This window comes from Pseudomonas sp. P867, from assembly GCF_019891455.1.
GTDB classification, from domain to species: Bacteria; Pseudomonadota; Gammaproteobacteria; order Pseudomonadales; family Pseudomonadaceae; genus Aquipseudomonas; species Aquipseudomonas synxantha_A.
In genome coordinates this window covers 29657-45939 of sequence record NZ_JAFLXB010000015.1, presented here as the reverse complement: position 1 = coordinate 45939, position 16283 = coordinate 29657, and the positions used below count along the sequence as shown (strand labels likewise).

Sequence of the window (16283 nt, the reverse complement as noted above, 5' to 3'; positions counted from 1 at the left end):
GGATCAAGGAACGACCATGTCTGCCCCCATCACCCAATACCTCAACGAACAGCTGCGCGACGCGATGCTGGCGTTCTACATGAACACCGTACTGCCCGAAGATCCCACCGTGCAGGCACTGCAACTGGCCGACACCTTCAAGCGCGTCGACGATGTCTACACCTACTGGCTGCTCGACCCCCAGGTCAGCCACGCGGTGCCCACTACTCGTATTGCCAGCGCGATTGCCAGCCTTCAGCAGTACATCAACGCCATCTACCTGGGCCTGGAACCCGGCTACGAAAAAACAGGCATGAGCCATGCCCAGCAGACCGAATGGCGAGACACCTTGCTGACCTACTCGCTGTGGCGTGCCAACCAACAACTTCGCCAGTACCCGGCCAGTTACCTGAGCCCCACCCTGCGCCACGACAAGAGCGACAGTTTCAGACAACTGGAAGACGAGTTGAACCAGTTCCGGACCGAGCCGGCATCGCTATTGAAGGCTGTCCACGGTTACCTCAATCGCTTCGAAGAACTCGCCAATATCAGAACCCTCAATGGCTATATCGATGGCGACAAGGACAGCTTCGCCAGCAGCGCCTATTACTTCATTGGCAAATCCAGCTCTGAAAACACCTATTACTGGCGCACGCTGGCTATGTCTGAGCGCCCAGCCGAGGGCACCGCTCCCAACCCAACGGCCTGGTCGGGATGGAAAAAAATCCATCTGTCCATCGACGACAATGTTCCCGAACAGACGATCCGCCCAGTGGTGTTCAATGGCCGTCTTTTCCTGGTGTGGGCCCAATGTATCAATCCGATGTCCTCCACCAAAGACATCACCCCGTTTGGACGCGGCGACGTTGAATCCGACAAGGACTACCAGCAACGCCTGGATACCCGGATACAAAGTACCTACCTGCAGTTCCGGCTGTACTTCTCGTTCAAAAAGCTCGATGACAGCTGGAGCACGCCGCAACTGTGCATCCAGGAATACAACATCGCCAAAGACCTCGACGAGTTGAGTTCAGAGGACTTGATGAGTGCCACCCATACGATTGCCGTTGTAGACGCGAACACCCACGCACCGTCGCTGTTTCTGGGCCTCATCGCCCATCCGGACGCTCCAGCACCCGCGCAGAACAACGGTACCCATAGAAACTTTTACCAAGCCATTCGCGTGGACGAACACTTCAACACCCATTGGCTTGAGAGCATCGGTAGCACCCGCAAGACGCGCCTGTGGCTCGATGAGTCTCACCTGGAACTGGCGGGGCGCTACCTGGCCATGTTTGCACACCACAACCATGCCAGGTTTCAGTTCAGGGCTACGAAAACCGCGCAGGTAAACGTGGAGGCTTTAACCCATGACGCGCCTCATGGCGCTGTCAACGGCTGGAATTATGCAGGCCACCAGAACAAGATCCGTGCGCTGACGAGCGCCGATATCAAGTTCAATACCACGACCTCCATACTGGAGGTGACGACCAGGCTCGCAGAAGGCTTCGAGCCGCATCGCACCCTGATCTTCAACTACGACAACGACCTGGTCACGTTTACCCTGACCTTGAGTACAAACGGCGTGCTCCGGGCAAATGAAACACTGAAGTTGAGCGCCACCTCACAGATCCATCTCAAGAGCGCCGTGCTCATTGAAGTGTCCTCCGTGCAAATAGGGCTGAGCCTCAAATGCCAGAAAACCGGAGTCGAGCAGGCTGACTTTATTCGCAATCAAAGTAATGAACCGTTCAGTCTTGCCCTACCACCGAAAAAAAATGCCAGCCCCCCCACAGATTCCGTCACCCTGGACCTGGACGGGGCATACATTTCACGCGAAGCCTTCGAGTATTTTTCCAACGCCCCGGATTCTGCTTACCTCGTTTCGCTGACATTCCATGAAGATCACGGCTCGCCACCGGACCATAAGCACGACTTGTTCATCGGCACTGTCACGCTCTACCAAAAACAACGTCTGTACAGACCCGTACTGATGTATATGAAACAAGCCGATGCTGCTTTGCCGGAAACCCTGAACAGGAACAATACCGTGCTGGTCGGGCAGGCCGAACACTCGCGCCGCAACCTGCGCGATGCCTTCCCGGAACTGTCCATAAAGCATTTTTTTGACGTGCCGATCGAGTTCGCGCCGCAGACGATGAGACCTTATGGCGAGGACCCCGGCAATCCTCCCCCGACCTCATTGACCCTTATCCACGGCGTGTTGATACTGGAAAGCGATGTGCGCTATCCCTCGCCTACCATTCTGGGCTATGCGCTGAAAACTGCCACATTCACGCTCGGCACCCATAGCAATCCTCCTGTCATCCCGCTGGCCCCGCGCATTCGTCGTCTCACATCGGCGCCTTATGGCACGGCGGAGTTCATCGATTTCGACGGCAGCGCCATCGAGTACGGCGTTACGCCTAAGCACAAACGCGCGCCCATTCGTACCAATACCTGCGTCGCGAGCCTGCTGACAAAAACCGCAGGGGCTGATGTGCATCACCTGTTCTCCTTGCCAACGGACGCCTGGCGTGAGCCACCGCTGGCGGGCGAAAAGAATTACAGCCTGCTGGACTTCCAGGGTGCCCATGGCGCGTATTACTGGGAGCTGTTTCTTTACCTGCCCTGGTTGTTGGCGCACCGTTTGAACCTGGAACAACAATATGCCGACGCCGAAGTCTGGATACGTTTTCTTTTCGATCCTGCTCACCAGTCTGCCCATTGGCGTCAGCCGATGCTGTTGGCCGACACTACGCCACAACCCAGCCAGACCTTGCTCTGCGCTCATCGACTGGCCAAAAGCAGCCCCGTGCATTTTCGCCAGGCGCTGTACCTGTTGTATGTCGATATCCTGCTTAATCGCGGTGACGCGGCCTACCGGGAAATGAGCCGCGACAGTCTGGCCGAGGCCAAGCTGTGGTACATCCGCGCTAAAGGATTGCTGGGGCTGCGCCCACCGCTCAACGCTGTTGATCCCTGGGTGACCACGACCCTGGACAAACTGCAAAGTCCCTCGTCACTTGGCATGACGCCGGTGCCTGCCGGCACAGCACGGCTGTGCCGATCCCTGAGCCCGGACCTGCTGATGCGCTGGGACAAGGTTGATGCGCGCCTGTACAACCTTCGCCATCACCTTGACCTGACCGGCAAGCCCATGAGCCTGCCGCTCTACGCCGCCACGCTGACACCCCAAACGTTGCTGGCCGCCTACCAGCAAGGCACCGGCGGCGCCGGCGTGCAGACAACCCTGCGCACTGCGCACGCCGGGCACTATCGCTTCCAGGTGGTACTGGGGCACGCGTTGCAGGCCGTCGATAACCTGATCCAGTTGGGAGTGACCTTGCTGTCACTGTGGGAGCGCAAGGAGCAGGCCCACTCTGTAGAATCCCAGCAACAACAGGCCTGGGAACTGGCAAGGTTAGCCGTCGAGCAACAAGCCCAGGCCGTGCAGGTCGATACCAGAAACAAGCATGCCCTACTGGCCGGACGTCGCATCGTCGAGGCCCGGGTGGCCTTCTTCGAGCAGCAACTCAAGGTCGGCATCAGCCCGGCAGAAGCCCAGGCCACCCAGGCGTATCAGGACAGCGCACACTGGGAAACGGCAGCCGCGGTTGCTCAAGCCGGCGCGGGCCTGGCGATGCTGATACCGAATATTTTCGGCACCTCCAATGGCGGCGTGCGTTACGAAGGTGCCTTTCACGCGCTGCAAGCCATGTCCCAAGGCATGGCCAACGAACAGCGCGCCAACGCCGCCCACCTCGACCGCTCCGACCTGTTCGCCCGCCGCGCCGCCGAATGGGGCAATGCCCTGGAGCAGGCGCGCCTGGAACTGGCCCAGGTCGATGCACAACTGCTGGCTTACACCGAACAAGAGCAACATACCCGCCTGCAATTGCGCCTGGCCCAAACCTCGTTCACCCAGACGCGAACCTTGTATGACCTACTGGGTAAACGCTTTACCAACGCTCAGCTCTATCAATGGCTCAACGGCCAGCTTTCGACGTTCTACTACCAGGCGTATGACGCCACCCTGTCCCTGTGCCTGGCCGCCGAGGCGTGCTGGCAAGAGGAGCGCGCGGAGTGGGACAAACACTTCATTCAAACCGGGCTCTGGGTTCGCCAATACCGTGGCCTCAGCGCCGGCGAAGCCCTTAAACAGAATTTGCTGAGCATGAGCAGTGCCTACGCCACCCAGAACGAACGCCTGCTGGAGATCACCAAAACCGTGTCGTTGCGTCAGCTTCACGACCAAGACGCTTCAGCCACAGGCGATAAACCCTGGGCAACGCTTAAAGCCGAACTGCTGACTAACGGTACGCTGAGCTTCGAACTGACCCGCAAGCTGTTCGACGACGATTACCCTGGCCACTACCTGCGACGGATCAAAAGCGTCAGTGTCTCGCTGCCTGCCACCCTGGGGCCCTACGAAGACATCAAGGCCCTCCTGACCCAGACCGGCAATACCACGCAGCTTGCGCCCACCTCTGATAAACCCGAGGTTGCAGTAAAGAAAGACTGGCGCGCCAGGCAGGAAATCGCCCTGTCCAACGGGCTCAACGACAGCGGCCTGTTTACTTTGAACTTCGACGGTGACGAACGTTATCTGCCGTTCGAATACACCGGCGCCATTTCCACCTGGCAACTGAGCTTCCCCAACCATACGCGGCAACGGGACCTGCTCAAATCCTTGACCGATATCATCGTGCACCTGCGTTACACCGCCAGGAACAGCGGAGGCCTGCGATGAGCATGCAGTCATCCGATTTTTTGCAGCCGGCAATCCCTGCCCTGCCCAAGGGCGGCGGTGCCATCCAGGGCCCTGGCGTCAGTTGGGGGCCTGTCGGCTCACGGGGCGAGGCGTGCCTGGACGTGCCTTTGCCGATTTCGCCCGGACGCGGTTTCGCCCCTGCGTTGAGCCTCGGGTATCGCAGCTCACAAGGCAATGGCCCGTTCGGACTCGGCTGGACACTGTCGGCGGGCGCGATCAGCCGTGATACACGCAAGGGTATCCCGGCCTACGGCGAAGATGACCGTTTCGTCAGCCCCCAGGGTGTCGAGCTGATCCCGGAGCGTGACGCCCATGGCGAGATTCACGCCACCGCTTGCGACCAGTACAACGGCCTGCCCCTGGGTGAAGCACATCGGGTAGTGCGCTATGTACCCATCGTCGAGGGCAGGTTCGATCGGATCGAACATTGGTCATCCTCAAGTGATACTGCCGGGTTCTGGCTGGTACAGGGTGCGGACGGCTGCGTACATCTGTTCGGCAAAACCCTGATCGCTCGCTGCACAGACCCGGAGGACAGCCGCCATGTGGCCCAATGGCTGTTGCAGGAAAGCCTCAATCCCCTGGGAGAGCAGATTTATTACCACTACAAGCCAGAAGACCAGCGCGCTCCAATCACCAGGGATTACCGTGCGCAGCGTTACCTGGCCAGGGTGTGCTACGGCAACCTGCGACACTGCGAACACTTGGCGCTTTGGAATACCGATGTGCTCGCCGAGAAACAATGGCACTTCGAGCTGCTGCTCGACTATGGCGAACGCCACATCGAGCTGAGCCAGGTGCCGACCTACGCCGAGCAACAGCCGTGGCTCTCGCGCAACGACCCGTTCTGCAATTACGCCTACGGTTTTGAACTCGGCACCCAGCGGCTTTGCCGGCAAGTCCTGATGTTTCATTACTTCCCGGATGAGCCGAGCATGGGCGCCGACCCGGTGCTGACCCGGCGACTGCTGCTGGAACACACCGACCGTCACGCCGCAGGCAGTTGCTTGAATGCCTTGCACAACCAGGCATATGACGCTCAGGGAACGGCCAGCGCCTGGCCGCCCCTGGAACTGGCCTATAGCGCCTTCAAGCCGGTACTGGAACCCGCCCGCTACCAGCCGTTCGACGGCATGGCGGGTGTCAACGATGGGCAACACTATCAACTGGTGGACCTGCGCAACGACGGTCTGCCGGGCATCCTGCACCGTACCGACAAAAGTTGGTATTACCGCGAACCGCTCAGGGCTGCGCGTGCGACCGGCCTCGATGCGGTGACCTATGGGCCATGGCAGGCATTGCCACACATTCCCGTCGCCGACACTGCCCAGGCCACCCGTCAGGCCCTGGCAGACCTTAATGGTGACGGGCACCTCGAATGGGTGGTGGCCCAACCGGGCATGAGCGGTTTTTTCACCCTCGATACGCAGCAACAATGGTCAAGTTTTACGCCGTTCGCGGCGATACCCCAGGAGTTTTTCCATCCCCACGGGCAATTCGCTGACCTGATGGGCAGCGGCCGCCTGGACCTTGTGTTGATCGGCAATCACAGCGTGCGTTTGTATGCCCATCATCAGGGCGAGGGGTATGGCGCCGGCCTCCAAGTGCCCTACGAGCACGCCGACGAGGGTCTGCCCACGCTCAGCCATACATCGACCGAACTGGTCGCCTTCTGCGACCCGTTGGGCAGCGGTCAACAGCACTTGGTGCGTATTCGCCATAATGAAATCAGATGCTGGCCAAACCTGGGCCGCGGACGCTTCGGCAAGGGGTTCGTGTTTGCGGCATTGCCGTTCGACTACGCCAGCTTCGACGCCGCCAATATCCGCCTGGCTGACCTCGACGGTTCAGGCGCGGTGGACCTGATTTACCTGCAGCCCGAACAACTGCTGATTCTCATGAACCGCGCCGGCAGCGGGCTGATGCCGCCCGTGACGTTGCCCTGGCCAGACGGCGTGCTCCACGACGCGACGTGTCAGGTCAGTTTCGCCGACCTTCAAGGCCTGGGCTGTTCCAGCCTGATCCTGAGCGTGCCGCACATCAAACCCCGGCATTGGCGCTTCGACTTTGTCCGCCGAAAACCTTATTTGTTGACGGCAACCCTCAACAACATGGGAGCGGCCACCCAACTGAGTTACCGCAGCAGTGCCCAGGAATGGCTCGACGAAAAACACCAGCGCCAGTCATCGGGGAAAGCCTCAGTCAGCAGCCTGCCCTTCCCCGTGCCGGTGGTTCGGCATCAGCGGCAAACAGACCAGGTCAGCGGCAATCGGCTGACCCAGTATTTTCGCTACCGTGAAGCCTGTCACGACAGCGTTGAGCGCCGGTTCATCGGCTTCGGCCTGGTGCTGGAAAGCGATATGCCGCCGTCCGCCAATACCGCATCGGGGATACTGACCAAGCGCTGGTTCAATACACTTGAGCTTTCGCGAGAGGGGTTTTATGCAGGGGATCGGCATGCGCCTGTGGTGGGGCCGACCCTGCTGAGCCAGTTGGAGACCGGGCGCACTCTGGACACCCTGATTGCCAACCCGCAGGCATCGACCTGGCATCAAGTGCGGCGTGCGCTGGCCGGTAGCCTGTTGCGCGAGGAGGTCTACGCCGCCGCCGATCAACCGCCGAACGGCGTGCCCTACTCGGTGCAGCAGCAACGTTATCTGGTACGCCTTATAAGCCCGTCGCGAAAGGCTGGCGAACCGGCGACACTGCTGCCTTTGCTGCTGGAATCGATCACCTGTCACTACGAGCGCCAACAGGATGATCCGCGCTGTCGGCACCTGTTGAATCTGCGCTGGGACACCTACGCAAGCCTTGTGCACAGCGTGGTGGTCGATTATGCCCGCCGCAAGAGCGCCACTGACGCCGCGCCGTCCGGCCAACCCCATGAGCAGCAGTGGTGGCGTGCGGCGCACGACCCGGCACAACAGGCTTACTACCTCAACGAAACCCTCGCCCGCTTCATTCACCTGGACGCACCGCAACGCTGGCGCCTGCAACTGCCTTACCAGCAGCGCAGCAACGTACTGACGCTACCCAGGCAAGCATGGCCGCACGGGCAGATCGGCTATGAACAATTCGTCGCCGAGGACGCGTCCAACCCCTTGAGGCCGGGTGACCAGCGCCAACTCGGCGGGCTGTCGGTGCAGCACTATTGCCTGGCGGAGCACACCACGCCGTTACCGCCCGGAACCGCGAGTTTCCAGGCTTTGCCCGCTTACGTCGAAGTGGCCGAACTCGATGCGCCGGCATTGAGTGTCTATCAGGACCCACAGATCACCGCCACCTTGACCGAACAACATTATCGCCCGATGTCCGCGTTTCTCTCGGCGATTGCAGGGCAGGACGATGCAATGACACTTTGGTCGGTCGGCCGCGGCTATAACCGTTACGCGCAACCTGAAGGGTTCTACCGGCCTCGTCGCCACCAGGCCAGCATGAGCCACGCCGCGACGCAGACCGAATACGATGCCTACTGGCTACACGTGATCAAGGTTCAGTCAGCGGACGGCTGCTCGACCCAGGCCGACTACGACTACCGGATCGGCCTGCCGGTGACAGTCACCGACGCACAGCGCACCCGGCAGTACGCGCAATACGATGCCCGCGGACATCTGATTGCCACTGGCCTTGGGGGTGAGGAACAGGGCGCGCCTGTCGGCTATGACAACTGGCAATCCGTCACCCGCGCCCTCGACAGCGGCCCGACACAAGCGCTGGCCGATCCTGCCACGGCCCTTAACAATGCCCAGAGCGCCTGCTTTTATGACGTGTTCAGTTGGATGGGCCGCATCCCGCCTGCCAGTGTGCAGGGGCACTGGGTGAGCAGCGGTTACCTGCTGCCCAGCGGGCACATTCGGGCCTCAGCGCTGTCGCGCATCAACCACCTGCCCAGCCAGCAGCCCCATCATCAAACGCTCATAAGCCTGATCAAGACCACCCGTCGAGTACCGGTGCACGCCGTGGTGCTGCATGACGACCACTGGCAGGGAACGCCAGGTGAGGCCGATCGGCAGATCCACGTAGCCCTCGCCTTCAGTGATGGTTTTGGTCGCGTGCGGCAAACCCAGGAGCAGGCACAATCAGGCCCCGCGTTTGAGGTCGACCACGCAGGGACATTAAGCGAGGGCGCCGATCAAGTCGAAGCCAGTCGCCGTTGGCGCATCAGTGGGCGCGTCGAATACGACAACCGAGGTGGCGTGGCGCGGACCTGGCGGCCTTACTTCGCCGACCGTGCCGGGTACATCGATGACGAGGCATTCAACGCCTCACGCCCCAGCGAGCGACAGGTGCATGATGCTCTGGGGCGCACTGTAAGTGTGCTCAACGCCAATGGCGGCCTGCGGCGCCAAACGTATTGGGCCTGGTACACCGTAAGCGAGGACGAAAACGACACCGAGGAGGACAATCCTGCCGATTAGCAGCACTGAAGGCCGTTGCCGAGGCAGCGGCCTTCAAGACAAAAGAACGCGTCACCCTCGGTGTGGATTCATCACCCTGACAGCCCGATAGTGAAAGCCACTGACGTGCTGAATCAATAGCCGATACGCACCGCGACCGCGCTGGCCGCGATACCCCGGCAAATCAAAGCCTCGGATGTTATTTCCGTAAGCGTGCCCTCTTTCCATGGCCCATTCTCTGGATGCCAGCCTGTTGAGGACGTCCCTGATAATTCCCCCATCACGCCCACGCAACTCGTTCAGAATATTTGATTCGTCGATCACAAGGCGTTCCGGCGCTCGACCGGAAGAAGGCCCTGGGCGTTCAGCTGCCGTCACCTCTTCAACTGCGCCAGAACCTCGTCGCCCCGCACTTGCGGCTTTTGTCAGCGGGCGTACTTCGGTAGCTGTCAGCCCGGCTGCCGGCAGTGGGCCAACCCTTTCATGTCGCGGAGGGCGCAGCGTCATCGCTTCAAATCCCAGTCTTTTTAACTCCCGATTCGGGTTTTTGTGTGATTGGGCAGCTTTCAAAGCCGCGTGCTTGCCCTGACCGGGTCCGGTGTAGGCATAAATGCCACCGTAATCATCAGGTATCAATCCGTAGGCGTAGCTCCCACTGTCGGATTTGTTCACTCGGAACTGATGAAGAAAATCCGCAAACGCAGTGATCTCCTCCTCGCTGGGGTTGGCCCCTTGCAATATATTCCGGGCATTTTCCATGGCCAGTTCTCGATAAACTGCACTGCGCTCGTTTTCCCAGCTCCTGTCAGTTCTTACCTGCTGGCGAACCCACAACGTTGCGCCCACAACTGCCATCATGAATCCCGCGATAGCTATCTGCGCGGCTTGGCTTGCGTCCAGGCCAATGGCTGGCCCAGCCAACACCGCCATGATAATGATGATGACTACTTCAACCAGGGGATTGCGCTGCAAGCCATTGTCATCCACGTAGCCGACAGGGTTGTTCCCGACCATGGCGTACAGGTTCAACCCATCCACATCCCCCGCCGGATCTGCACTTATCCACCGCATCAACCAGGGTGCGTAATACCTGAACCCGTAGTAATACAGGCCGCTGGCGTCTCGCTCCTTGCCCGAGTAACGCCGGTTTTTATAGCTTGCTTCAAGCGCATTCTTCGCGGCCCACCAGGCGGTCGCACCGAACGGGTAATAACTTTCCTGGCTCAGCAAGGCTGCCTTTTCGTCAAGCTCCAAGGTACTGCTGCCCAGGTGATCGCAGAGGCTGAAGCGCAGTTGCTCGTCCACCATGCCCTCGGGGCGCCCCTGTTGCCATTGCAACCCTCTGACCGCAGTGCGCCCGGCCTGAGCAAGCAGCACATTGCGCCATTCACCCGAGGTGCCCTGGCGATGCAGCTCCAGGCCCGGTAGATACAGCACTTCATGGGTATGGGTCTGTGAGCCGGCGTGTGCCACTCGGCGTTTGCTGACCCGCTGGCCGGCGCCGTCGTACACATAGACCTCATCGTCATGTTCGCCGCTGTCACGCAGCACTTGCGCAACACGAACCAATTGGTTGCGCACATTCCAGGTCAGCGCCTGCCCACGCGCCAGTTCCTTGAGGTTGCCGGCCTGATCAAAGCGATTGCCCAGGCCGGGCGCCGTCGCCCCCTCCCGCTCGATCACGCTGTGGTTACTGTGTTCACCTGCGCGCATGTGCTGGGTAAAGCCGCTGCCGGAGGAAGGAACATGGCGCATCTGCGTCAGGTTGCCGGCCGGGTCGTAGGCGTAGTGTCGGGTGTAGTTGCGCCAGAGATTGTCGTCCGTGGCCCCGAACGTGACCCTGCCCGGCAGCGCGGATGTGCCGGCGCTACGGGAGTTTTCCCGGCCAGTGGCCTTGATCAATCGTGACAGGCTGTCGTACTCGAACGTACTGACCGCCGCCACCTGAACGTTAGTCGCCCACCGCGTCGGCTGCGCCGCGTCGTGGATGCGCAGCACGTTGCCGACCCGGTCGTAGCGGTATGAAAGGTCTTGCAGGAGCCTACCCGGCGTGTTTTTGAGGTGGGCGCTCAAGCGCATCAGACGGCCATCGGCATCGGCGTACTCGGCCACGCTGACGACGCCATTGCCCGTGCGTTCGGCCAACACCTGCGCCGAGGCGTTGAAGGTGCGCTGATCCACCAAGGTCTTGCGCGCTCCGCTCTTGAAGACTATTTCGCTGTGGGTCAACAAGCCGTCTACGCCGTAACGCGATTGCTGACGATTGCCGAGGGCATCGACCTGTTCCAGCACCTGGCCCAGCGCGTCGTACCGCCAGGTGGTCGTGAATGCTTCAGCCTGCAAGTGTGCGTCGCGTTCACTCTCCGCCAGCGGCCAGTCGGACGCAGTGTATTGTGCGCGCAAACGCCGGGTTTGCACCGTGACGCTGCCCTGTACGTTGTAATGATCGAAGAACAGCGTACCGGCTGGATCATCGTGGCGGATCAAGCGGCCACAGCGATTACGTGCCGCCTCCCGAGACGTCATGCCGGCGTAGGTCATGCGCTCCACGCAGCGCTCTGCCGCTTCGTCTGCGGCACGCTCAAACACCGCCACGGGGCGTAGCAACTGATCGTACTCAAACCGCTGCCGGGCGCCACGGCTGTCCCATTGCTGCACGACCTGACCAGCGCTGCCAGGCAGCATGACCTGGCTACCGGCATCCACACTATCGGTGCTCAGGGGTAGCCCGGTGAGGCTATGGCGATGGGACAGATTGGGCGGCACAGCGTCGTCAAGGCCGTGCAGGTCAGATAGCCTGGGGTCCCATTGTTGTTGCAGGAAGCCCCGGGCGCCGAATACCTGGCGTGTGACATACTCCAGAGGTTGCTGTTGTAGCGTGTTGCGGTGGTAAGCCACGCTACGCACGGTCAACCCTCGCGGGTCGAAAACCGTCAGTGACGGGGTGTTTTGGTGCAAGGAAGGCATAAGCGGATAAACCTGAAAACCAATGGTTCACAAAGCCTAGTCATCCGCTCGAAGGTCGCATGGCAGCGCACCACGCTGTGAAGCGTGCGGGCCTTCCGAATCTCTCGTCAGCGCTTCAAGCCCGACGACTGAACATGCGTCGCAATACCTGAGGCTCGCCTCGCAGCGAATGCACAAGCACCGCGCCGATATGCCCGACAATCAATACCAGCATCGTCCACCCCAGTTCGCTGTGGAAGTCGCGGCCCAGATCAATCATCCACTGCACCTTTTCGCCTTCCAGGCCCTCCATGATCGTCAGGCCAAACGCCGAAAATTCGCGACCGGAGCCGTACTGGCGCAGCAGCCCGATCACGGGGATCAGCAACATCAGCGCATACAGCGCGCCATGCCCGATCGATGACCAGCGGTTCACGCTTGGAGGACGACGGTGCCGGTGCAACAGGTTCCAACTGGTCCGCAGTATCAGCAGCACCAGCAATAACAACCCTGTGGGCTTGTGATAGGGCCACAGCAGTTTGTCCACCGTAGAGTCGGAAGCCAGGTAGTGGGCCACCGCCGTGCAATAGATCCAGGTGAAAACCAGGGCCATCAACCAGTGCAGCGCCCGACTGACAACATCGTAGTGATCACTGGGCAAAGGGGTTGTCTCGAACATCTTCTTCATCGCAGCCTCTTGTGTTTTTGGCGTCGAACGTGAACATCGCACTCTTGCGGGTAAAAAAATACCGTTCCCATCAGCAGTATGAAAAAACAGTTTCATCCTACAAAAAGTTCGCGTTTCTTACGTCGCCTCACGTCATAGTTCGACCAGCACTTCAAGGCACCGGTTGCCAGCCGCTGAAGCCGGCCTGGCGGGTCAACGGGCACCAGGCAAAATCCCCTGCCGGGGCAGGCAACACCTGGCGTTCGATATCAACCAGCGGCCTGCCCTTCCAATCGACAACCCGTGTGTCTTGCCAGGCCAGAACCACGCCCTGGGCCGGGCTTTGATCGGTCGTCACCCAGCACGCCGCCGCGGCAGCCATAAAGGTTTCTATCGGCTCGTTATCTATTTGCGCACGGTATATCGAGCCCAGCAGCCAGCGGCAGACGTTCAGATGGTAGGTCCAATCCAACGGCGGCTGATTGCGATAGGCCCAGGTCATAAAGCTGCGGAACAGGTTCAGCCCCTCCGGCGGGTCAAGCTTGAGCAATGCCGGGCAGATATCGAACAAAGTGTGCCAATGGGGTAACAGGCGTGCATCCAGGTGCACAAAGCAACGGGCATTACTCGGGTAGTCGGGCAGCGCGGGCTCCGCGCACAGGCGACGGGACGCCTTGCTGACCAGGCGGCTCGCGCCTGCAGGCAATAGTTGATTCATGGATAGCACCCATAATCGTGACGGCAGAATGCCCCCTGGTCTCAGGAGGCCCAAGGCATACGTCAGAATGCAGGGGAAGCGCGGGGGTTGGCCGAGGGCCAGGAGTAACGCGGTGGCGCCTTGTTGCGCCGCTCATGGCCCGGGCGCGGGGTTTGCCCGAGGCCAAGAAGCCAGGCCAGGCCGATCAGGAATACGATAGCGACGGTAATGGCGTTGCAGACCGGGCAGGCAAAGTAGTTCGAGATGTTGCTGGAACTCGGGTCAGCCAACCCTTTATCGGAAATTGGCAACTGGCCACCCTCCACCGAACAGAACAGCCCACCGATGCCATTGAGCTGCTGGCCCATCATCTGACCGTGCCCCAAACCGCAGGCGAACAGGTTCATCAGCACGCAGAAGTACAGGGCCCAGGCGATCAGCGAACGGTCAGAGTGGCGCAATTTCATGGCGGCGACTCTACCACTGAAGCCGCAAAAGGATGAAGTACGGTGCGCCCCTGTGGCAGAACGTCGCAGATTACGCAGGGTGGCCAGGGTTGATAGACTCTGCACCCTTCTCGTTACTCCTTTTCCAAGCCTGATCGGCCGCTTCACAGCCCTGCAGGCGTTTCACAGGATGCACAGTTGATGAGTACGTTATTCACCCGCCGCAAAGTGCTGACCGGCATGGGCCTGTTGGGCCTGGGCAGCCTGCTGGGCGGCTGTGACTACAGCCCCAAACTGAACTTCAAGTACGGCAAGGACCTCAGTGACAAGATCATGGGCCGTACCTTCAAGCTCAAGAACACCGCCGGCGAAACCGTCACCCTGAGCTCGTACCGTGGCCTGATGCCCGTGGTGTTCTTCGGTTTCACCCAATGCCCAGCGGTCTGCCCGACCGCCCTGGCACGCGCCGCCCAGGCCAAGAAGCTGATGGGCCGCGACGGCAAGATCATGCAGGTGGTGTTCATCACCCTGGACCCGGAACGCGACACCCCCGAGATTCTCGACAAGTACGTCAAGGCCTTCGACCCCAGCTTCGAAGCCCTCTACGGCACCCCGGAAGAAATCGCCGTGGCCGCCAAGGAGTTCGGGATCTTTTATGAAAAGATCCCCGCCGGCGACACCTACACCTTGTCCCACACCGCCACCAGCTTCGTGTTCGACACCCGTGGCAACCTGCGCCTTGGCTTGCAGGCATCCCTTACCGCTCAAGAGTGCGCAGAAGACCTGCTCACCGTCATGGAGGTCTGCTAATGACTACCGCTCAATCCCTGAAACGCTTTGCCTTCGGCCTTACCCTGCTCGGCCTCGCCGCCCACGCCAGCGCCCAGGTGCAAGTGACCGACGCCTGGGTACGCGCCTCCGTACCGGGCCAGCCGTCCAGCGGTGCCTTCATGACCCTCACCGCCGACAGCGACAGCCAACTGCTCAGCGTGGCCTCGCCGGTGGCCAAGGACGTGCAGATCCATGAGATGAGCATGAAGGACGACGTGATGCGCATGGGCCCGGTGGACTCGGTGGCCCTGCCGGCGGGTAAAGCCGTCAAGCTCGACCCCAACGGCTATCACGTCATGCTGATGGGCCTGACCGGCCAGATCAAGGAAGGCGACCAGGTGCCGCTGACCCTTACGGTGAAGGATGCCAAGGGTGAAAAGCAGACCGTTGAGGTGAAGGCCAATGCCCGTGGCCTGGACGGCATGGATCACAGCCAGATGGACCATAGCAAGATGCATTGATTGCCCTGTGTAGGCGGTCCTGTGGGAGGGGGCTTGCTCCCGATGGCGGCCTCAGGGCCGACCAGGATGTTGGATCAGGCCGAGTACATATCCGTTATTTAGGTAACGGCTGATATTGGTTCCGCTTTTACAGCGGGTCACTTTCGAAAAGCGCGAAAGTAACCAAAGCGCTCTTGCCCCACCACTCGGCACCTCGCTTAGGCTCGGTGTGCCCGTAATCCGCCATGGATTTGGGGGGCCGCCGCCACGCGCCATCCATGGCGCGGGGCGGCTAAACCGGCATCCCTGCCGGTTTACCCCCCAAATCCCTGTCGAATTCCGGCCAGCGTGGTTTGACGGGGCGCCTAAGATCAAGATCAAAAGCAGATCAAGAGCGGCTCGCTTCGCATCGTGGTTACGGTCGGCTGCTACAGAGTTGTGTAGATATCGATACTTATCGGGAGCAAGCTCCCTCGCCACGGATTCGGGGCCCAGGCGTTGCTCAGGTCATTGAGCAATTGCGCGCAGCATTCAAAACGCCGGCATGACCCGCAGCCGCTTCACCATCGGCACACACGCCAGCACCAACCCCGAGGGTGAGTGATACACCGCCTGCTCATCCCCCACATAACCACACGAGCGGTAGAAACTCACCGCATTCAAGGTGGCGTCCAGCACTACCTTTTCAATCTCCATCTGCCGTGCAATGCCCTCCACATGCGCAAGCATCGCCTTGCCATAGCCGCGCCCAGTGAACGCAGGCCGCACGAACAACGCTCCCACCTCATGGTGGTCAGGATCGAGCATACCGGTAGCGACAGCTTCACCGTTCACCCAGCCCAGGTAGAACGGTTTGTCCATCAACACGCTGTAGCCATCACTTGCGCAACCTTGGGTCCAGAGCGCCATTTGCTCCGCGCTGTAGGCGCCAATGCACTGACCGCGAATGGCGTCACGGCGAATCTCGAACGCTCTGTCGGCGTCGTCTGGCGTAGCTCGTTTTATCTCCAACACTGCCTGTTCCTTCCATGACCTCAAATTGCCATTAGCCCATTTGTGCTAATCGACCCTGCCCGCCCGCGGCGCTATATTCCTCGGCACTTCCA

Annotated in this window: 9 protein-coding genes; 4 read left to right on the top strand and 5 right to left on the bottom strand. The window is 60.4% G+C overall.

Going from position 1 to position 16283, the window contains the following annotated elements; all coding sequences use genetic code 11:
* The first annotated feature begins 16 nt into the window (after positions 1-16).
* Positions 17-4732 carry a neuraminidase-like domain-containing protein gene (locus J1G33_RS23235; protein ID WP_223018839.1) on the top strand — a complete coding sequence of 1572 codons (4716 nt, stop codon included), beginning with the start codon at positions 17-19 and terminating at the stop codon, positions 4730-4732.
* A complete protein-coding gene (locus J1G33_RS23230; RefSeq protein ID WP_223018838.1) occupies positions 4729-9171 on the top strand; it encodes a SpvB/TcaC N-terminal domain-containing protein in 4443 nt (1480 codons plus the stop codon). Before J1G33_RS23235 ends, J1G33_RS23230 begins: the two co-directional genes overlap by 4 nt.
* A gap of 51 nt (positions 9172-9222) precedes the next feature.
* Here the strand turns inward: J1G33_RS23230 and J1G33_RS23225 are convergent, their stop codons facing one another.
* The 4 genes from J1G33_RS23225 to J1G33_RS23210 form a co-directional block, all read right to left on the bottom strand.
* Positions 9223-12117, bottom strand: coding sequence for an RHS repeat-associated core domain-containing protein (locus J1G33_RS23225; protein WP_148853899.1), 2895 nt, complete (start codon positions 12115-12117; stop codon positions 9223-9225).
* 115 nt (positions 12118-12232) lie between these two features.
* A complete protein-coding gene (locus J1G33_RS23220; protein WP_032880778.1) occupies positions 12233-12784 on the bottom strand; it encodes a cytochrome b in 552 nt (183 codons plus the stop codon).
* 151 nt (positions 12785-12935) lie between these two features.
* Positions 12936-13481: a putative natural product biosynthesis protein gene (locus J1G33_RS23215; protein WP_223018837.1), complete on the bottom strand. Its 546-nt coding sequence runs from the start codon at positions 13479-13481 to the stop codon at positions 12936-12938.
* Positions 13482-13543: 62 nt separating this feature from the next.
* A complete protein-coding gene (locus tag J1G33_RS23210) occupies positions 13544-13927 on the bottom strand; it encodes a DUF2946 domain-containing protein (protein ID WP_005788904.1) in 384 nt (127 codons plus the stop codon).
* 180 nt (positions 13928-14107) lie between these two features.
* On the opposite strand from J1G33_RS23210, the gene J1G33_RS23205 reads away from it, so the two are divergent.
* Together J1G33_RS23205 and J1G33_RS23200 are read left to right on the top strand one after the other, a co-directional pair.
* Positions 14108-14716 carry an SCO family protein gene (locus tag J1G33_RS23205; RefSeq protein WP_032880776.1) on the top strand — a complete coding sequence of 203 codons (609 nt, stop codon included), beginning with the start codon at positions 14108-14110 and terminating at the stop codon, positions 14714-14716.
* Positions 14716-15198, top strand: a complete 483-nt coding sequence (locus J1G33_RS23200) for a copper chaperone PCu(A)C (protein ID WP_032880775.1) — start codon at positions 14716-14718, stop codon at positions 15196-15198. Before J1G33_RS23205 ends, J1G33_RS23200 begins: the two co-directional genes overlap by 1 nt.
* Positions 15199-15708: 510 nt before the next feature.
* Here the strand turns inward: J1G33_RS23200 and J1G33_RS23195 are convergent.
* Positions 15709-16191: a GNAT family N-acetyltransferase gene (locus J1G33_RS23195; RefSeq protein WP_223018836.1), complete on the bottom strand. Its 483-nt coding sequence runs from the start codon at positions 16189-16191 to the stop codon at positions 15709-15711.
* Positions 16192-16283: the final 92 nt, after the last annotated feature.